This window comes from Scytonema sp. PRP1 (assembly GCF_036697665.2).
GTDB lineage: Bacteria > Cyanobacteriota > Cyanobacteriia > Cyanobacteriales > Nostocaceae > Kalymmatonema > Kalymmatonema gypsitolerans.
In genome coordinates this window covers 67790-86269 of record NZ_JBAHYJ020000096.1, presented here as the reverse complement: position 1 = coordinate 86269, position 18480 = coordinate 67790, and the positions used below count along the sequence as shown (strand labels likewise).

At 43.6% G+C, this 18480-nt stretch carries 18 protein-coding genes; 11 read left to right on the top strand and 7 right to left on the bottom strand.

From position 1 onward, the window contains the following. Positions 1-266: 266 nt before the first annotated feature. The 4 genes from V5G28_RS25320 to V5G28_RS25305 form a co-directional block, all read right to left on the bottom strand. Positions 267-770 carry a MogA/MoaB family molybdenum cofactor biosynthesis protein gene (locus tag V5G28_RS25320; RefSeq protein WP_332995702.1) on the bottom strand — a complete coding sequence of 168 codons (504 nt, stop codon included), beginning with the start codon at positions 768-770 and terminating at the stop codon, positions 267-269. A 110-nt stretch (positions 771-880) separates the two neighbouring features. Further along, on the bottom strand, positions 881-1216 hold the full coding sequence (gene psb28 / locus V5G28_RS25315; protein WP_332995700.1) for a photosystem II reaction center protein Psb28: 336 nt from the start codon (positions 1214-1216) through the stop codon (positions 881-883). Between the two features lie 104 nt (positions 1217-1320). Further along, on the bottom strand, positions 1321-1773 hold the full coding sequence (dtd, locus tag V5G28_RS25310; RefSeq protein WP_332995698.1) for a D-aminoacyl-tRNA deacylase: 453 nt from the start codon (positions 1771-1773) through the stop codon (positions 1321-1323). 565 nt (positions 1774-2338) lie between these two features. Beyond that, on the bottom strand, positions 2339-3469 hold the full coding sequence (locus V5G28_RS25305) for a CobW family GTP-binding protein (RefSeq protein WP_332995694.1): 1131 nt from the start codon (positions 3467-3469) through the stop codon (positions 2339-2341). A 238-nt stretch (positions 3470-3707) separates the two neighbouring features. Here V5G28_RS25305 and cysS point away from each other — a divergent pair, with 238 nt between their 5' ends. The 4 genes from cysS (at position 3708) to V5G28_RS25285 (ending at position 8566) form a co-directional block, all read left to right on the top strand. Next, on the top strand, positions 3708-5150 hold the full coding sequence (cysS, locus tag V5G28_RS25300) for a cysteine--tRNA ligase (RefSeq protein ID WP_332995692.1): 1443 nt from the start codon (positions 3708-3710) through the stop codon (positions 5148-5150). A 199-nt stretch (positions 5151-5349) separates the two neighbouring features. Further along, positions 5350-5622: a four helix bundle protein gene (locus V5G28_RS25295; RefSeq protein WP_332995691.1), complete on the top strand. Its 273-nt coding sequence runs from the start codon at positions 5350-5352 to the stop codon at positions 5620-5622. Between the two features lie 13 nt (positions 5623-5635). Further along, positions 5636-7078 carry a TldD/PmbA family protein gene (locus tag V5G28_RS25290; RefSeq protein ID WP_332995689.1) on the top strand — a complete coding sequence of 481 codons (1443 nt, stop codon included), beginning with the start codon at positions 5636-5638 and terminating at the stop codon, positions 7076-7078. Positions 7079-7222: 144 nt separating this feature from the next. Next, entirely contained in the window at positions 7223-8566 is a 1344-nt protein-coding gene (locus tag V5G28_RS25285) for a TldD/PmbA family protein (protein WP_332995686.1), read from the top strand. 551 nt (positions 8567-9117) lie between these two features. On the opposite strand, the gene V5G28_RS25280 is transcribed toward V5G28_RS25285, so the two are convergent. Together V5G28_RS25280 and coaD are read right to left on the bottom strand one after the other, a co-directional pair. After that, positions 9118-9813, bottom strand: coding sequence for a DivIVA domain-containing protein (locus V5G28_RS25280; protein WP_332995684.1), 696 nt, complete (start codon positions 9811-9813; stop codon positions 9118-9120). Beyond that, positions 9705-10274, bottom strand: a complete 570-nt coding sequence (gene coaD, locus V5G28_RS25275) for a pantetheine-phosphate adenylyltransferase (protein ID WP_332995924.1) — start codon at positions 10272-10274, stop codon at positions 9705-9707. Before coaD ends, V5G28_RS25280 begins: the two co-directional genes overlap by 109 nt. A gap of 224 nt (positions 10275-10498) precedes the next feature. Between coaD and lgt the strand changes: the two genes are divergently transcribed. The 7 genes from lgt (at position 10499) to rlmN (ending at position 17349) form a co-directional block, all read left to right on the top strand. Then, on the top strand, positions 10499-11371 hold the full coding sequence (gene lgt / locus V5G28_RS25270) for a prolipoprotein diacylglyceryl transferase (protein WP_332995682.1): 873 nt from the start codon (positions 10499-10501) through the stop codon (positions 11369-11371). Positions 11372-11544: 173 nt separating this feature from the next. Beyond that, on the top strand, positions 11545-12354 hold the full coding sequence (gene cobM, locus V5G28_RS25265) for a precorrin-4 C(11)-methyltransferase (protein ID WP_332995680.1): 810 nt from the start codon (positions 11545-11547) through the stop codon (positions 12352-12354). Between the two features lie 159 nt (positions 12355-12513). After that, positions 12514-12867: a phenylpyruvate tautomerase MIF-related protein gene (locus tag V5G28_RS25260; protein ID WP_332995678.1), complete on the top strand. Its 354-nt coding sequence runs from the start codon at positions 12514-12516 to the stop codon at positions 12865-12867. Positions 12868-13269: 402 nt separating this feature from the next. After that, positions 13270-14223, top strand: a complete 954-nt coding sequence (locus V5G28_RS25255) for an alpha/beta hydrolase family protein (RefSeq protein ID WP_336231335.1) — start codon at positions 13270-13272, stop codon at positions 14221-14223. Between the two features lie 23 nt (positions 14224-14246). Next, a complete protein-coding gene (locus tag V5G28_RS25250; RefSeq protein WP_336231334.1) occupies positions 14247-14699 on the top strand; it encodes an alpha/beta hydrolase in 453 nt (150 codons plus the stop codon). A gap of 207 nt (positions 14700-14906) precedes the next feature. Further along, positions 14907-16160 carry an RNA-guided endonuclease InsQ/TnpB family protein gene (locus V5G28_RS25245; protein WP_332995674.1) on the top strand — a complete coding sequence of 418 codons (1254 nt, stop codon included), beginning with the start codon at positions 14907-14909 and terminating at the stop codon, positions 16158-16160. A gap of 109 nt (positions 16161-16269) precedes the next feature. Next, positions 16270-17349, top strand: a complete 1080-nt coding sequence (gene rlmN / locus V5G28_RS25240) for a 23S rRNA (adenine(2503)-C(2))-methyltransferase RlmN (protein ID WP_332995672.1) — start codon at positions 16270-16272, stop codon at positions 17347-17349. Between the two features lie 301 nt (positions 17350-17650). On the opposite strand, the gene V5G28_RS25235 is transcribed toward rlmN, so the two are convergent. After that, entirely contained in the window at positions 17651-17830 is a 180-nt protein-coding gene (locus V5G28_RS25235; RefSeq protein WP_096571411.1) for a replication restart DNA helicase PriA, read from the bottom strand. Between the last annotated feature and the right edge of the window lie 650 nt (positions 17831-18480).

The window sequence follows — 18480 nt, the reverse complement described above, 5'->3', positions numbered from 1 at the left end:
GGAATTACCTGAATAAAAATTAATAACCTCCTCTCATAGAGGGGGTTGTTTTTTTTCACCAAAAAAGAACTCAGGAATCAGAACTTAGAAGTCAGAATATTAAACGCGCTTTTTGAGCATGAATTAAGAGTAAGGTTCCTGAGTATTGGTCTTATGCCCCCGGATAAATCATGCAGGAGACCAACAAACTTTTTCCGTACTTAAATCCCCCGGATAAATCATGCAGGGGATATTCTGATTACTGTGTTCTGTGTTCTGCGTTCTTCTTACTTACGCATCTGTCCAACTAGATGAACGAGTTCTGGCAAAATCAGCTTTTCCATTGCCAATCGCACTGCATTACTGGAACCAGGAAGGGAAAAGATAAGTTTCTGTTGATAAACACCAGCAACAGCGCGAGATGCAATAGCTCGCGAACCAATTTCTTGATAACTTAAAAAGCGGAACAACTCACCAAAGCCTGGCAGAATTTTTTCTAGCAAGTTTTCAATAGCATCGTAGGTGGTATCCCTCGGCGCAATACCTGTGCCACCATTGAAAATCACAACATCCAAATTTGGATTCTCACCCAGCATTTGCATCTGGTTTTGAATCTGCACAGGTTCATCTTTGACAATCATGTAAGCTTCTACTGTATGATTGGCATTGCGGAGTAATTCTTGAATCAGCTGACCACTTTTGTCTGTTTCTTTTGAACGTGTATCGCTGACAGTAACGACAGCACAACTTACCGCTATGCCAGGGGAATCTGGGTGAGGAATGTGCGTCATAAGTAAACTATAGAGTTTTTGTTATTAGTCATTTGTTCGTTGTTTTGTGTTAGTTGTTGGTTGTCTTGCTAACGACCAAGCACTAACACTAATTAATAACGAATAACTGTTTAAGATTTACTGAATTCCAGACCGTTGTCTTCAGCATACCTTTGCATGAACCGCATAAAGCGCTCCCACTCGTCTTTCGATCTCATCACGTAAACGGCTTCTAATGCTTCTGGTTTGCCGTTAATGAATTTACCCTTAACTTCGCGGGTGACAATTTCTCCTTCTTCGTCAATTAAGTACATCCCAGTGATTTCCTCGGTGCTGGTGCTCTCTAAAGCTTTGGGATTTTGGAAGATAAACGTCGCTGTTGCGCTGTCACCCGTCTTTGATCGCGTCAGGCGCACGTCTGGAACTACATCTTCGGTTATACCTCTGGAAAACTGAATTTGAGCCATGTTGAGTGAATTTAAACTTTTATTATCGGTAGTTTAATATTCTCTCACCATTTAGTACCTAGCAGTCTAGCTGCCGCTGAGATTTTTATTTTCAGTATAAACTCTTATGTTGCTTCTCGCTCTAGTAACAAAGTAACAGGACCGTCATTCTCAATAGAGACTTGCATCATTGCCCCAAATTGACCTGTTTCCACCTGCAAACCACTTGAGCGTAACTTGTCAACAAAGCGGTTATACAACTCTTGTGCTATTTCAGGAGCAGCTGAACGGTCAAAAGACGGACGGCGACCTTTGCGACAGTCACCGTAAAGGGTGAACTGACTTACTACCAGCAATTCGCCGCCAATTTCTTGTACAGATTTTTGCCAACGATCACCGCCTTCTTCATCGGGAAACAGCCGCAATTCCAAACACTTACGCACCATCCAATCAAGTTCGGCATGAGTATCAGTATCGGCAATACCGACGAGCAAGTTTAGCCCTCGTCCAATTTTACCGACTATTTCACTGTTGACAGTCACTTGAGATGATTTAACTCGCTGGATAATGACACGCATTCCTATTTTGGATTGTGGATTGGAATTTCAAGTCTCTACTTATCTACCGCTACGACTGATTTACTTGACTGGGGACAACCTGCACAAATTGCAATTCATCGCTTGTTTCCCACAACTACTGTTGTTGATTTTACTTGAACTCGAACGAATGCGTCCTTTCATACTTAGTTATGGTATTGACATTAAATTTTTCAGGGAAAAATATAAGTAACAAATTTAGCAGTTATAGATGGTTATCCAAAATTTTTTAGACGATCGTTAAAGTTGCTAGCTGTAGACAAAACTCAGTTAATACAAAACTCTCAACCACTTACAAAAATAATTACAACGGCATTCCCGTCAATGGCAGTAACCGTGTATACAAAAACCCTTGATAAAACCTTAGAGTTCATGCGACAGTTTATTCATTGATTTGAATACGACGGTTTTCACCAGATATCGTCGTTCTGAGGTGGCTGTGTTGGAATGCTTACTGGTAGAGTGCTTTCTTAGGACAAAAAGTGGCAGAGCCACTTAAAAAGTGCATTCCCAGGTGGAACCTGGGAACGAGTCGAATGACTAATAATTATTTCCCGAAACCTTTGCCGCGAGTGGTTGAAGGCAGACAAACGCAGTTTTCCAGTTGTTGTCGCAAAGCCTCATGATCTAAATTTTGACCAATAAGCACCAACTGGTTTTTCTTCTCACCTTTCCACTCATCATCATCCAGAGTAAAACGCTTACCGCAAAGGTGGAAAATATGACGTTTGGGACTTTCATCAAACCACATAATCCCCTTTGCGCGGAAGACAGTTTCAGGTAACTGGTTATCTAGAAAATACTGAAACTTCCTAATCGCAAAAGGCTTGTCACTCTGAAAGGATATGGAGGTGAAACCATCATTTTCTAAATGGTCAGAATGATGGTGATGTTCGTGATCATGGTCATGGTCATGACCGCATTCAGAGTGGTCATGATCGTGGTGCTGATGATGTTCATGTTCATGGTCATGGTGGTCATGGTGATGGTCATGACTATGCTCATTAGCAGCATCATCAAAGTACTTATCTGTCTCAAACAGACCGACGCTGAGAATCAAGGGGAGTGGTACTTCCGATCGGTTAGTGCGAATAATTCTCGCTCCTTCCTTAACTTCCCGAATTTTTGCTTCCAGCGTCTCTAATTCTGCTTGAGAAACTAAATCTGTTTTGTTGAGCAGAATCACATCACCGTAGGCAATTTGACTGTAAGCTGCCTGAGAATTGAATAAATCCAGGCTGTAATTTGCCGCGTCTACGACCGTAATGATTGAATCCAGACGGGTTAAGTCGCGTAACTCCGTGCCGAGAAATGTGAGCGCAACTGGTAGCGGATCTGCCAGTCCAGTTGTTTCGACAACGAGATAATCTATCTTGTCTTGGCGTTCCAAAACTTTGTAAACGGCATCTACTAAATCAGTGTTAATGGTGCAGCAGATACAACCGTTACTCAGCTCCACCATATTATTATTATCGTCAGTGGAGATAATTAACTCATTGTCGATGCCAATTTCGCCAAATTCATTCACTAAAACAGCAGTCTTCAGCCCCTGCTGATTAGTCAGGATATGATTAAGTAAAGTCGTCTTACCGCTACCAAGAAATCCAGTAATAATTGTTACTGGCAATCCTTGTTTCGGTGCATCTATTGATTTCGATTCGGAACTAACTGCTTGCATAGCGATGCTGTGAAAAAGTCAAAATAGAAGAATGTAGCGCACAGAGTACAGAAAACACTAGCATAGGGATGCTGGTATTTCATCCCAGCCCTTCTCCTTCAGAGACGCTAGCGCCGAAAGTGCCAGTCCGTACAACTTACGGGTTGCCAGTCGCTGTGAGAGCGAAAGACCCTCGTGCAGCGCTGTGTCACTGCCCTCCCCTATTATTACGTATCTCTATATTTAGTAAAACTTGGTTATGACCCTAACTGTTTACAATACACTCACCCGTCGCCAAGAACCTTTTGAAACCGTCGAACCCGGAAAAGTTAAGATGTATTACTGCGGCGTGACAGTGTACGACTACTGCCATTTGGGTCATGCTAGAGCTTGTATTGTTTGGGATGTCGTGCGTCGGTACCTGCAATTTCTTGGCTATCAAGTGCGCTTCGTCCAGAATTTTACCGATATTGACGACAAGATACTGAACCGAGCGCAGAAAGAACATTCATCAATGGAAGCTGTCTCTGAGCGCTTTATCCAAGCATATTTTGAGGATATGAGGCGGCTGGGGATTAAGGATGCTGATGAGTATCCCCGTGCAACTCACACGATAAATGGCATTGTGCGGCTCATTCATGAGTTAGAAAATAAAGGCTTCGCTTACCCTGCCCAGGGTGATGTTTACTACGCAGTGCGCCAGTTTTCTGAGTATGGTAAACTTTCCGGACGCAAATTAGAAGATATGCAAGCAGGAGCCAGCGAACGGGTAAATGTGGACGATCCAGAGTATCAGAAGAAAAGAGACCCGTTTGACTTTGCTTTGTGGAAAGCAGCAAAAGCAGGAGAACCCGCTTGGGAATCACCTTGGGGTCAAGGTCGTCCGGGATGGCATATTGAATGTTCGGCGATGGTGCGCGATCGCCTTGGCGAAACTATAGACATTCACGCTGGAGGTGAAGACTTAAAGTTTCCCCACCATGAAAATGAAATCGCTCAATCAGAAGCTGTCACAGGAAAACCACTGGCGCGTTACTGGCTGCACAACGGCATGGTAAAAGTGGATGGTGAAAAAATGTCCAAGTCTTTGGGCAACTTTATCACGATTCGGGAATTGCTGGATCAAGGAGTTGACCCAATGGTGGTGCGGTTGTTTGTACTTGGGGCGCACTATACCAAACCCATTGACTTTACCGATGAGGCGATCGCCGACAAGACAAACAGTTGGCAAACTCTCAAAGAAGGTTTACTCTTCGGCTATGAATACGGTAAACAACTCGCATGGGAAGAATCATCCACAATCGAAAATTCCTACGTTGAGCGTTTTCAACAAGCTGTCAATGATGACTTTAATTTTTCTGCTGGGTTACCTGTGCTGTTTGAATTAGCCAAGGAACTACAACGCCAGAGAAATATTTTAGTACATGAGGGAAAAACCGAGACATCAAGTGCAGAACTACAAAGCAAGTGGCAAACTCTTGTCACATTAGCTCAAGTTCTGGGTTTAGAAGCCAAGATGTCAGCCCAAACACCCCAAAATAGCGGTATAAGCGATGCGGAAATTGAGGCGTTGATTCAGAAAAGGCAGGATGCACGCAAAGCAAAGAATTTTGCCGAAAGCGATCGCATTCGTGACGAACTACAAGCACAAGGTATTACCCTAATTGATAGCCGTGAAGGCACTAGATGGCACCGCAATTGAAAATTCACGCATTCACGCATTCAAAGTATGCCCTGCGGGCACGCTACGCGAACAAAATTAATAATGAGATTGAAAATGGAAAATGACGAGCCATTATAAAGCAATTACAGATAGGACGTTTGAGTTCGCTGTCCGCATTGTTAAACTTTGCAAGGTACTAGATGAAAGTCCGCGAGTAGTGCAAACACTCTCCAAATAGTTGATCAAGTCTGGAACGTCAATTGGCGCAAATGTCGAAGAATCCGAATCAGCACAGAGTACAGCCGATTTTGTTAACAAGCTAGAAATTGCGCTGAAAGAGGCAAAAGAAACCAGATACTGGATAAGACTTTTGATTACTACTGAATTGATACCAGAAAATCGCTTACTATCTCTTTTAGGGCAAATTAACGAACTTATTAAGATAATTGCTACTATCGTCGTTAAACCAAACAAAATCATCAAAAATAGTTTTTTGAACTTTGAATTTTGAATTTTGAATTGCTATGTGGTCTGAACTAACAAAAGCGATCGCTCAAATAAATATACCTGCTGATTGGGTCGGTATTAGAGGCGTGAAAGATACTTCATATAACCGTCATTTCCGTGACGGCATACCCCAAAGCAACGGTAAATCTTCCACTACCGGAGCTATGCTGGAAGTCATGGTAAACGGGTGTATAGGCTATGGAGCTACCAATTCACTGCAACTGCAAGATTTGCAATCTGCTGCTGAAAAAGCGTATAAACAAGCACTAGCTGCCAGTGAATGGTGGATATATCCATTTAACGCGGCGAGAGAGCGTCCTAAAGTAGTCGGTCAGTATACTTCGCCGTTTCTTGAACCCTTGGATGCTCTTAGTCCAGGGGAAATCAACGATTTACTTGTCCGCATTTGCCAAACCCTAAAAGTCTCTGACCAAATTGTACAAACCACAGTAGTTGCTAGCATCAGCGAAAGGGAAACTTGGTTTGTCAGCAGCAACGGCTCTGAAGTGTATCAAAACTTCATGTTTTTTAGCAGTCATTACGGGGCTACAGCACAAGATGGCGCGATTGTCCAGCAACGCACCAACAACGGCTGGCAAGCAAATTGTTACCAAGGGGGGCTGGAACTTTTCCAAGAACCAGACTTATGGCAACGGGTACAACAAATTGGTGAACAAGCAGTAGAACTGTTGACAGCAGAAGAATGTCCAACTACGCGTACCAATTTGGTGTTAGCGCCAGACCAGATGATGCTGCAAATCCACGAAAGCGTGGGGCATCCCGTAGAAATTGACCGAATTTTGGGAGATGAGCGCAATTACGCCGGAGGAAGCTTCGTCAGTAAGAGTGATTTCGGCACTTTGGTGTATGGTTCTCCCGCAATGAATATTACCTTTGACCCCACAGTACTGGGTGAATTTGCTAGCTATGGCTTCGATGATACGGGTGCTGTGGCAACGCGGGAGTATTTAATCAAAGAAGGCGTTCTCCTGCGAGGTTTGGGCAGTCTGGAAAGCCAAGCAAGAGCAGGCGTACCAGGTGTTGCTTGTGCGCGTGCTAGCTCTTGGAATCGACCAGCAATTGACCGCATGGCAAACTTGAATTTAGAGCCAGGGGAAACCTCATTTGAGGAAATCATTGCTGGAATAGAACACGGTGTTTACATGGAATCTAATCGCTCCTGGTCGATTGACGATCGCCGGTATAAATTTCAGTTTGGTTGCGAGTACGCTAAATTGATTGAAAACGGCAAACTCACCAAAACCCTCCGCAATCCCAACTATAGAGCCACGACTCCAGAGTTTTGGCACAGCTTAGTAAAAGTAGGAAACTCCTCTACTTGGCAGATGTATGGAACTCCATTTTGTGGTAAAGGAGAACCAAACCAAGCGATTTCGGTAGGTCATGGTTCACCCATTTGTGTATTTGCTAACGTCGAAGTTTTTGGCGGCGGCGGTTGAAGAAGATTAAGGGACAAGAGGACAAAACGACAAGGGAACAAGAAGAGTTGTTCTTCTCTACCTTCCTCCCGTGCTCCCGTGCTCCCCTGCTCTCCTGCTCCCGTGCTCCCCACCTCCTCATCTACCCCTCGATTTACAATGCCCATGAAACACGAAGAACTATCTGCCTTAGAAGTCAGCTTTAACCAACTGATTGACACTCTTCTAGATAAGAAAGAAGATGAACAATTCACTGTGAAACTCAGCAGTGAACGCAGTCAATTTACTCGTTTCAATCATGCCAAGGTGCGACAAACAGGTTGTGTCGCTGATGGTTGGATTGAACTGACTTTAATGCAAAATCAGCGCAGTAGTTCTCGGCAATTTCCCTTTACTGGAAATTGCGAAGAAGATTGGTTTTTAGCATATCAAGCTTTGCAAGAACTACGTGAAGAACTTCCCCAGTTACCCGTAGATCCATATCTAGTATTACCATCAGGCACAAATACCAGTCGAGAAGTCCATTCTGGAAACTTATTGGCTGATGAACTGGTCGTGCCAACGGTGCTAAAACAGGTTGCAGAATTAGATTTTACAGGTATATACGCTGGGGGAGTTGTTATTAAAGCTTATGCCGATTCGAGTGGGCAAAAGCATTGGTTTAGTACCGATACTTTTACATTGGACTATTCTATATTCACGACCGAAGGACAAGCTGTTAAAGGAACTTTTGCAGGTAGTGATTGGAATCATGAAGCTTATGCAGCTAAAATTAGTGATGCCAAAAGACAACTCAAATTGCTTTGTCGTCCTGTAAAAGAATTACCACGGGGTCAGTACAAAACTTATTTTGCACCAGCAGCGGTTGCTGATTTATTAGCCATGCTTTCTTGGGGAGGTGTCAGTGAAGCTGATTTACAACAAGGGGGCAGTGCTTTAGCTTTACTGTGGCGCAAAGAAAAGCAGTTGAGTAATGCATTTTTTGTGAAAGAAAACTTTCAACGAGGGTTGGTGCCGCGATTTAATGAATTAGGAGAAATGGCAGCACCAGAATTGCCTTTAATTGAAAAGGGAGTTTTGGTAAATACGCTGGTAAATTCTCGCACGGCAAAGGAATATCAAAAAACTGCTAACGGCGCTAATAGTTATGAGGCTTTACGTGCGCCAGAAATCAATCCGGGCAATTTAAGATTTGAGGAAATTCTTCCTAGTTTAGATACCGGTTTGTACGTCTCTAATTTACATTACTTGAATTGGAGCGATCGCCCCACAGGAAGAATTACAGGTATGACTCGTTATGCTTGTTTTTGGGTGGAAGGTGGCGAAATTATCGCTCCTATTGAAAACTTGCGTTTTGATGAAAGTCTCTATCGTTTTTGGGGAGAAAATCTCGTAGATTTGACAAATTTCCAAGAATTCATTCCTGAAGTAGGAACATACGATAGTCGTCAACTTGGAGGTAGTATGGTTCCCGGTATGTTGGTAGAGGATTTTACATACACGTTGTAGTGGAGAAGAGTATCTTTTGAGCAACCTGTTTATTTGAGTTTAGTCAACGAAATCTCGCTTTTTTTAGATAATTTGCAAAATAATGTAACCTAGTTTTTTCAGGATCAAAGGACATTTGATCTGTATAGATATCACCAACACGATGGAACAAACTTCGCACGTCGGCTGTCCGACCTTCTTCATCTCGAACAGCTAAGGCAGCTTCAATAAGAGGACGATCCGCGATTGCGTGAAGCCCACTGCCCTTTGGGCAATCACACTTAAAAATCGGATGGCATCAAATAAGTTAGACTTGCCAACACCGTTATACCAATTCTCCGTAAACTTGCACTTAATAATTATTCCTTCTTCCTTCGTGTTCTTTGCGTCTTTGTGGTTCGTTTAAAAATATTAAGTGCATCTTCATAGCGAATTGGTATTAGCACCCGCTACACAGGTGAATGGTCCAAAGCGTACATCAACATCAACTAAATTCTTAAAGCCAGAAACTTTCAACCGAGTCAGCATAATATCCTTCTCTTGGAACCGAAAGTGTTGCAATTTACCTGCGCCTATTTCTTCTTGGGAAATTGAGAATTATCGTCTAAAGAGGAGTCTGGTAGTAATTGTTGACGTCCGTTACGAATAACTCGCAACATATCCTGAAGATTCTGCTCAATATTTTCTAGAACGCTATCAGCGTAGTCATCAGCTCCCTGTTCAACTGCCTCTGCTTCTGCAATTGCCTGACGGCGCATTTCCTCTATTTCTTGCTGACAAGCGCGTCGCTTACGGTCAATTTCTTCGAGGGTTTCTTGCAGCATTTCGTCACATTCTTGTTGAACTTGTCGCCGCAGTTCCGAGGCTTCGCGTTCTGCTTGTCTGATGATGTCACTTTCATCCAAAATTTGCGATCGCTTGGCTTGCGCTGCATCAACAATTTGTTGCCCGTACTCTTCCGCTTGTAGGAGAATTTCCTCCTTTTGCTGGATGATTGCTGCTGCTTCTTGAAAAGCTTCAGGTAAACAAAGCCGTATTTCATCAAGCTGATCCAGCAGCTTGTCTTCATCCACTAACGTGCGTCGCGTCAGTGGAATATTGAAACCGGCAAGAATCATCTCCTCCAAGCGGTTGAGTTCCTGCTGAATGTCTACGCTTGCTATTCGCGTAGCGTCTCCGTCGTAGGAGATTCCATCGGCAAACTCTTGCGGGGGGGGATTACTTCCGTTTTGATTTGGTTCGATACCGGACTGTTTTGGGCGTAGCATTGGGAAATATCCAGGGCAACGTGCGGGGGAACAAGATGATCGACAGAGCCACCAAACTTAGCAATCTCTTTTACCACACTACTACTTAAAAAACTATACTCATTTGATGTTGCTAAGAAAACTGTTTCTATTTGATAAGAAAGGGTTTTATTTGTGTGAGCCATCTGAAGTTCTACTTCAAAGTCTGAAATTGCTCGTAAACCCCGCAGTAGCACTTGCGCTTCCCGCATTTGGGCATAGTTTACGGTCAAACCATCAAAGGCGTCTACCTCTACATTAGCGAGATGTTTTGTAGATAGACGAATCTGTTCTAGCCGTTTTTGCACTGTAAACAGTGGATTTTTGTTAGGATTGCGCACCACAGCGACAATCACGTGGGCAAACAAGCGACTGCCGCGTTGGATGATGTCAAGGTGTCCTAAGGTGATAGGATCGAAGCTTCCTGGATAAATGGCAATCACAATCACAGATGCCTCAAAGTTGTTTAGGTGATTATATCTAACCACTACTGGTTAGGAGCAACAAAGTGCAAGTTTTCAGTAAAGGGGATTAGGGATTAGGGATTGGAGATTGGGTAATAAAGCTCTCTCCAAGTCGGGAGCATTTCGCCAGTCGCCAGTCCCCAGTACCCAGTCCCACAAGTCAAATGTATATTACCTTTTTATAGTCTTCTAGGTACTTTTGCATGGCACTGGATCTTTCGACTTTGCCCTTGGCATTTCAATTTACTTCTCCAGGACCGATTCTGGTGAAAATAGGATGGTTCACTATCCGTTGGTATGGTTTTTTCATTGCTATAGCAGTATTGATTGGCGTTACGCTTTCCCAGTTCTTGGCAAAGCGCCGTAACGTTAATCCAGAATTGCTCAGCGATTTGTCAATTTGGCTGGTGATTGGGGCAATTCCAGCAGCACGGTTATATTACGTTTTGTTTCAATGGTCAGAATACGCCCAGCACCCAGAGCGGATTATTGCGATTTGGCAAGGAGGCATTGCGATTCATGGAGCAATTATCGGTGGCGTTGTTGCAGCATTAATATTTGCCAAAATTAAGCAGATTTCTTTCTGGCAATTGGCAGATTTAGTGGCTCCTTCGCTGATTTTAGGGCAGGCAATTGGACGTTGGGGCAATTTCTTCAACTCTGAGGCTTTTGGCAGCCCTACCAATTTGCCTTGGAAGCTGTCTATCCCACCACAAAATCGTCCTCCAGAATTAGCTAATTTTGAGTACTTCCATCCCACTTTTCTCTATGAATCTGTGTGGAATTTGATGGTATTCGCTTTGCTGATAACTTTATTTTTTAGGAGTTTGTCGGGCAAACCAGCTTTGAAAACAGGTACGCTGTCTTTTGTTTATTTAGCAGCTTACAGCTTAGGACGCTTGTGGATTGAAGGTTTTCGCACGGATAGTTTGATGCTTGGACCGCTACGGATAGCACAAGTCGTGAGTTTAGTGGGAATCGTCTTAGGTTTAGCTGGGTTAGCTTGGCTTTATATAGCTAAACGCCCTTTACCAGATGTCGTTTCCACTCTTGAAGCAAATGGAGAGAGGAGGTAAGCACATGAAAAGGAGGACTCTTGGCTCACAAATAAAAAATGCCCCAGAGTGTTCTCCAGGGCTTAACCAGGGTGCATCTACCAATACACTTTTCTAGAAGGAGGGGTTCTATCCGGAAAGATACTGAGGAAATGCTAAAAAAATTTTTTTGAGGAATTGCTGTGTGTTCGCATATGAGTAAATATACGAGCGTAGAAAGTACTAAAAAACCTTATAAAGCTTTAGAACCTGCTGTTTATATCGTGGGTGCTGGTCCTGGAGATCCAGAACTATTAACTGTTAAGGCGCAGAAACTGTTAGAAAGCGCCGATGTGATTTTGTTTGCTGATTCCTTGGTACCCCAACAAATTTTAGAAATTTGCCGCGAAGATGCCCAGATTATTCACACTGCGAACAAGACTTTAGAAGAGATTTTGCCAGTCATGATAGAACGAGTGCGATCGCACAAATCTGTCGTTCGTCTCCATTCTGGCGATCCCAGTCTTTACAGTGCCGTCCACGAACAAATGCATCTTTTGGCAGAGGCAGAAATTCCCTTTGAAGTCATACCAGGTATTAGTGCTTTTCAAGCAGCAGCCGCTAAACTCAAAGTAGAACTCACTGTCCCCGGTTTAGTCCAAACAATCATACTCACGCGCATCAGCGGACGCACAGAAGTCCCCGCAAGCGAAGAATTAGCAACGCTCGCGGCTCATCAGGCTAGTTTATGTTTATATTTGAGTGCGCGTCACGTTGAAGCAGCCGAAGCCAAACTGCTGGAACACTACCCAGCCGAAACATCGGTGGCTATTTGCTATCGCTTAGGGTGGAGTGATGAAAAAATTAGGGTTGTTCCCCTCAATCAAATGGCAGACTGTACTCACCAAGAAAATCTGATTCGCACCACACTTTACATAATCAGCCCTGCACTCTCACAAGCATCAGCGCGCTCTCGTTTATATCATCCCGAACACAGTCATCTGTTTCGCCAATCTCACCCCTAGCAAGCAGAGGGAGCAGGGGAAGACAAAACTCCCTCATGTTCCTCATCTCCCTCATGTTCCTCATCTCCCTCATCTCCTCTGTTGCCTCGTGCAGTTCGACAAAATTAACTGGCTGATTATACCATTAAAATTGACAATTTTGAATTTTGAATTGTTATTATGCCTTTAATTAAAGTCCAAACTTCTGTATCTGCTCCTCTTGGAGAAGAAATTGAAGCAATGCTCAAAAGCCTATCAGCTAAGTTAGCCAAGCATACTGGAAAACCCGAATCCTACATGATGACGGCTTTTGAAGCCGGAATTCCTATGACATTTGGTGGTACGACAGATCCAGTATGCTACATCGAGATTAAGAGTGTCGGTACAATGAAGCCAGACCAAACTCAGGCGATGAGCCAAGACTTTTGCCAAGAGATTAACAAAGCCCTGGGTGTGCCTCAAAATCGCATTTATATAGAGTTTGCTGATGCCAAAGGCGCAATGTGGGGCTGGAACGGCACAACTTTTGGTTAAGTCACATCTTGCACTTAAGTACAGCTTTGCATTAATTAGTAGCGTTTTAAAACGCAGAGGGACGCGGAGTCAACGCAGAGTAACGCAGAGCCTTTCTGAAATTAATTCGTTACGAACTTGTGAAATTCTGTACTAAGCGAACAAATTTGTAAAAGGCAAATAAGGCGATAACGGGGATGGAAACGATACTGAAGTCGCACCTGCTCTTTCCATTTGGATTCTTTACCTGTTGGGTTAGACTCGGTAAGACGGGCAAGGCGCTGCAATCGTTATTTTAGCCTAGAATCCCCGCCCTAAAAGTGCGGGGAGTATGTCAAAAATCCTCTTCCCCTAACGGGGATGGAAACTCGAAATACATGATCAACGACAACACGTTATGCGGAAAAGGTTTTAGATTTTGGTTTGTGCGAGATCGGTCTGTGTGCGATCGCACAACCGATAGGAACACAGCAGTGCATTGTGCGGTCGTGTGCCTTGGCTTGGATGAGAACTGCAAGGCTTAAAACTGACCAGATGCAAAAGTTTCGAGAATCTGCTATCACCGTCGGTGCGATCGCTGTTCTAAGTGTTCAGCCTTTGTTTACCCAAATTGAACCACTCCTAGCGCAACCAGCGCAATTGCAACCAAAATCGACAAATCGAGCTTCAACCTTCCGGTTACCTGTGCCCACTGGTTCTTACCAAGTAGGCACAACGGCTTACCACTTGCTTGATACCTCCCGTAAAGAGACTTACAGCACTGAAGTCTACGATCTGCGGACACGAAAACCGATTACAACCCCACCACCGACAGATCGCCGTGAGTTGATGGTTTATGTTTGGTATCCTACGAATGCCAAGCCGGGAGCAAGCACTGCCCCTTATATGGATGAGGGTTTTGCGCTAGCTGCTGCTGAAGGCATGGGACGTGATTTTGGAGTATCGTCTGACCAATTCGTCCAATCAGTTACCCAAACCATTCAAACTAACGCTGTTCCAAAGGTGGCGATTGCGAATGCCTCGAAACGCTATCCAGTTGTCATTTTCTCCCCTGGTTTTGGCTCGACACCCAAATTTTATACAACACAACTCGAACAACTTGCCAGTCATGGTTATGTAGTCGTTGCGATTAATCCCACTTATGAGGTGCCAGTCCTGTTTCCGGACGGACGAGTGATCACTCAATCAACGGTCTTCAATTTCTCCAAAGCTAAAAGAGCGAAAATTCAGCGTACCTTTAACCAAGCAGTTGAAATTCGGGCAAAGGATGTCAGCTTTGTGCTCAATGAGTTAAATCGCCTCAAGATCAAAGACCCTCAAGGACTTTTCAGCGGACGTTTAGATTTAAATCGAGTCGGTATTTTGGGCATTCCTTAGGTGGAGATACGGCTATCGAGGCAGTGTGGCGCGATCGCCGATTAAAAGCGGGAATCAACATGGACGGTGGCAGCTATGGCAAGCTTTTGGGCAGTGGAAATAAGGACAGATTGGATAGCCCCTTCCTGCTGATGTCTCATGATGGTAGCGATCAGGCGCTGCAATCGTTTTATCAACGGCTAAAAACCAATGCCTATAGCCTGACGCTCAAAGGGAGTAAGCACAATACGTTCATAGATTTTGGGGTAATACTGCCCGCATTTTCAGCGAATTCCACAACTCAGGCAGAATCTCCAATCAAGCAAGCCCTTGGCTCAATTGAACCTCAACGGGCAGCCAAAATCATCAATGCTTACACATTAGCATTCTTCAATAAATATCTCAAAAACCAGCGTGAAGCTTTACTTGAGAGAGCTTCATCTGATTACCCAGAGGTGCTATTGGAATCTCGTGGAAAGCTGTCTAACAAGTTTTAACTATTCGTCGTAAGTCCCGCGCTATAACTGTACTCAGTTTAGCGCCGGGATATAAGACGGGCGGTGACAATTGCATCTTTGATTGATTCTTTCCAAAAGGATTGACAAGGAAAAGATGCATGAGGAATCGCCAAATATTTTCGCGCCTTATGCTTATCGCTAAATGTATATTGTGATAGAATGTAAAAACCAAGGAGGTGATATTGAGTGCTACATAAGGCTGTACAAGTCCGGTTATATCCAACAAAAGAACAGCAAACACAACTAGCGCAAGCATTCGGATGCTCTCGTTGGTGGTGGAATTATGCGCTAAATAAGTCAATTGAGTCTTACAAAGAAACAGGAAAAGGACTTGGACGCTCAGCACTCAATGCCCTTTTACCAGCCCTCAAAAAAGCTGAAGAAACTGAATGGTTGAGTGAGTGTTATAGCCAGGTTCTACAAGCTACAACGCTCAATTTAACCACAGCATACAAAAACTTTTTTGATGGTAGAGCGCGGTTTCCAAGGTTCAAGTCTAAGCACGGAAAACAGTCTATTCAATATCCTCAAAACGTCAAAGTTGTAGATGGGAATGTCAAGGTTCCCGGAAATATAGGGATTGTCAAAGCCAAAATACACAGACCGATTGAGGGAAAGATTAAGACTTGTACAGTCGTTAAAACTCCATCAGGGAAATACTTTGCATCTATTCTGACTGAACTAGAAGGGGATAACCCTACTACGACAGAGGGAAAGATTTACGGTGTTGATTTAGGATTAAAACACTTTGCTGTTGTAACTGATGGCGAAAAAGTGTCTAAGTACGACAATCCTAAACATCTTGCTAAACACGAAAAAAACCTAAAGCGTAAACAACAAAAGTTAGCACGTAAACAAAAGGGGAGTAATTCCAGGTATAAATATCGTAAAGTTGTTGCCAAAGTGTACGAACGAGTTAGCAACTCAAGGCAAGATTTTCTACATAAACTTAGTTACAAGTTAGTCAGCGATAGCCAAGCTGTCATAGTAGAAAATCTTCATCTTCTAGGCATGGTGAGCGCTTCGCGCACGCTACGCGAACGTAACCATAATTTGGCAAAAGCAATATCTGATTGTGGATGGGGAACTTTTACCAACTTCTTAGCTTATAAGCTAGAACGCAAAGGTGCAAAGTTGGTTGAGATAGATAGATGGTTTCCCAGTTCTAAGCTCTGCTCTAATTGTTTTTATCAGATGGGTGAGATGCCATTGGATGTGAGGGAATGGACTTGTCCTCATTGTAGTACTCACCATGATCGAGATGGAAATGCAGCCATCAATATTAGAGCGGAGGGTATCAGATGGCTATTGGCGGAAGGTTCAGCCGTCTCTGCTGTAGGAGGGGAGGTAAGACCAAAGATGGGACGAAAGTCAAATCTACGGCACTCGCCATTGATTACAGAAGCCCACACCGTACCCGATAGGGTCGGTGTTGGGTAGTTCACGTAGACTCTTCAGTGTTCCAGTGGTGAAAACCGCAATTATAAACCCAAGCAATAGGAACAGCGATCGCCTACCATAAAGATCCAAGGCGAATTTCTTAACTACCATGTCTGCTAAGTCTGTCTCTGTACTCCCCTCCCCTAAAACTGATATTCCACAACAACCTAACATCTCTATTCCACCGCTTTTAGGGGCAAGTGTAGAGGAGTTAACGGCTTGGGTGCAGCAACACGGACAACCAGCTTACAGGGGAAAGCAACTGCACGATTGGATTTATCAAAAGGGAGTGCGTAGTCTCTCGGATATCTCTGTCTTCTCCAAACAATGGCGTGCTGAAGTTGCAGAAATTCCCATCGGGCGCTCAAAGATACACCATCGCTCTGTAGCTCCTGATGGTACTGTCAAATATCTTTTACAACTAGCAGATGGTCAAATTGTTGAATCTGTGGGTATTCCTACAGAAAAGCGCTTAACGGTTTGCGTTTCTAGCCAGGTGGGTTGCCCAATGGCGTGTGATTTCTGCGCTACTGGTAAAGGAGGCTACAAGCGCAATCTTGCCCGCCATGAAATTGTCGATCAGGTGTTGACGGTTCAGGAAGATTTCCAGCAGCGGGTCAGCCATGTGGTATTCATGGGTATGGGTGAACCGTTGTTAAATACAGATCATCTGATCGGAGCTATCCAATCCCTAAATAAAGATGTAGGTATTGGACAGCGCAACCTCACTGTCTCTACTGTTGGAATACGCGATCGCATTCGCCAGTTGGCTCAGCACCAGTTGCAAGTCACTCTTGCTGTCAGTCTCCATGCTCCCAACCAAACACTACGAGAACAACTCATTCCCAGCGCCCACCCTTATCCTATTGAAGATTTGCTGGCTGAATGTCGGGAGTATGTGGAAATTACTGGACGCCGTGTCAGTTTTGAATACATTCTCCTTGCTGGGGTGAATGATTTCCCAGAACACGCATTGGAGTTGGCAAAACGTTTGCGGGGATTCCAGAGTCATGTCAATTTGATTCCGTACAATCCCATTGAAGAAGCAGACTACAAACGCCCCAACCAAAACCGAATTCAAGCTTTTGTTAAAGTTCTGCAGCAGCAAAAAATCGCGGTTAGTGTTCGCTACTCACGTGGTTTAGAAGCGGATGCTGCTTGTGGACAACTGCGGGCAAGCAAGAAATAGCAGGAGAAAGAGCTGACTTTTCCACATGACGTGAAAAGTCCACAAAAAATCTAACTTTCAAACCCAAAATTCTTGCCTCTCTCTCCTTATAGTAGAGAGAAATAGAAGCGAGGTTTTCTAGATACCGTGAAAAGTCAGGAGAAAGGAGTGGGCGAGACGCGGTGACGCGGAGAGTTTTATCGATTCATTCCCCGTGTCACCCTTCGGGTATGTCCTTCGGACACGCTGCGCGAACGCAGTCGCCTGCTGTCGGGAAAGCCGTCATTCGCGCTGTCTTACCGCGTCCCCGTTTCCTCCTCAATTAACGCTGTGCATGAATACCTGGAGCATAAGCCTCAATAACTTTGCCAGTACGCGTGCAATTGATCATCAAGTAGTCACAGATTGGGCATTGCGTTCGAGTCAGCTGACTATCAGATAAATAATGCCTTTCACCTTCGCTACCACAGTTTGGGCAGCGAATTTTTTGTACTATCTGCATTTTTAAACCCTGGAATTTCATGATTTTTTTTGAAAAAACGCAACTTCAACTTGTAAATCTTTTAGATTGGCAGAATTGAACAAGCGATAATAATTTATCGCTTAAATTAACACAAACAAAATTAGGTGTTCTTTTTCATTTATATTTTCTTAATTATCCTTACTATGAGGCTATATGCTATCCAACTGAGGATATATAAATTATCTCTACAAGTTCCACTTTCATCATAAATTGCATGATCCCAAACGCTAATACTTTGAGACCATCTTATTTGTAGTCATACCAACTTTGTTTTTTTGCTATAATCTATCTCAGCTTTTTTAAAAGGTAATATTTGCAGCAAACAGGTAAAAACTGAATAATTTTGGATAATAGCAACCGTGAGTCGCTCTTTATGCAGCGAAAGCAACTCATGTCTTCTGTGGCAAATCTTCGCCCTTTGCAAGTCTACTCTTTCCTAAAGAGTAAACCTGGGCAAGCAGAAGCCATAAGTTAATGGCTCTATTCTCTAGGTGTATCCAAAAAGTATTACTTAAAAACTAACTCTATCCTGAGTCTTAGTAACAAAATGTTAAGTTTTAGCTTTTATTAATCTTTGTTTACTATTGAGCAGAAGAACACATCATGGTAAATAAATAAGCAAAAATTCC

Excerpts from the sequence above, each read along its gene's own strand:
- V5G28_RS25305 (WP_332995694.1), bottom strand. The coding sequence starts at position 3,469 with ATGCAAGCAGTTAGTTCCGAATCGAAATCAATAGATGCACCGAAACAA.
- dtd (WP_332995698.1), bottom strand. The coding sequence starts at position 1,773 with ATGCGTGTCATTATCCAGCGAGTTAAATCATCTCAAGTGACTGTCAAC.
- cysS (WP_332995692.1), top strand. The coding sequence starts at position 3,708 with ATGACCCTAACTGTTTACAATACACTCACCCGTCGCCAAGAACCTTTT.
- V5G28_RS25260 (WP_332995678.1), top strand. The coding sequence starts at position 12,514 with ATGCCTTTAATTAAAGTCCAAACTTCTGTATCTGCTCCTCTTGGAGAA.
- V5G28_RS25320 (WP_332995702.1), bottom strand. The coding sequence starts at position 770 with ATGACGCACATTCCTCACCCAGATTCCCCTGGCATAGCGGTAAGTTGT.
- V5G28_RS25285 (WP_332995686.1), top strand. The coding sequence starts at position 7,223 with ATGAAACACGAAGAACTATCTGCCTTAGAAGTCAGCTTTAACCAACTG.
- psb28 (WP_332995700.1), bottom strand. The coding sequence starts at position 1,216 with ATGGCTCAAATTCAGTTTTCCAGAGGTATAACCGAAGATGTAGTTCCA.
- lgt (WP_332995682.1), top strand. The coding sequence starts at position 10,499 with ATGGCACTGGATCTTTCGACTTTGCCCTTGGCATTTCAATTTACTTCT.
- V5G28_RS25290 (WP_332995689.1), top strand. The coding sequence starts at position 5,636 with ATGTGGTCTGAACTAACAAAAGCGATCGCTCAAATAAATATACCTGCT.
- cobM (WP_332995680.1), top strand. The coding sequence starts at position 11,545 with ATGAGTAAATATACGAGCGTAGAAAGTACTAAAAAACCTTATAAAGCT.
- rlmN (WP_332995672.1), top strand. The coding sequence starts at position 16,270 with ATGTCTGCTAAGTCTGTCTCTGTACTCCCCTCCCCTAAAACTGATATT.
- V5G28_RS25280 (WP_332995684.1), bottom strand. The coding sequence starts at position 9,813 with ATGCTACGCCCAAAACAGTCCGGTATCGAACCAAATCAAAACGGAAGT.
- V5G28_RS25235 (WP_096571411.1), bottom strand. The coding sequence starts at position 17,830 with ATGCAGATAGTACAAAAAATTCGCTGCCCAAACTGTGGTAGCGAAGGT.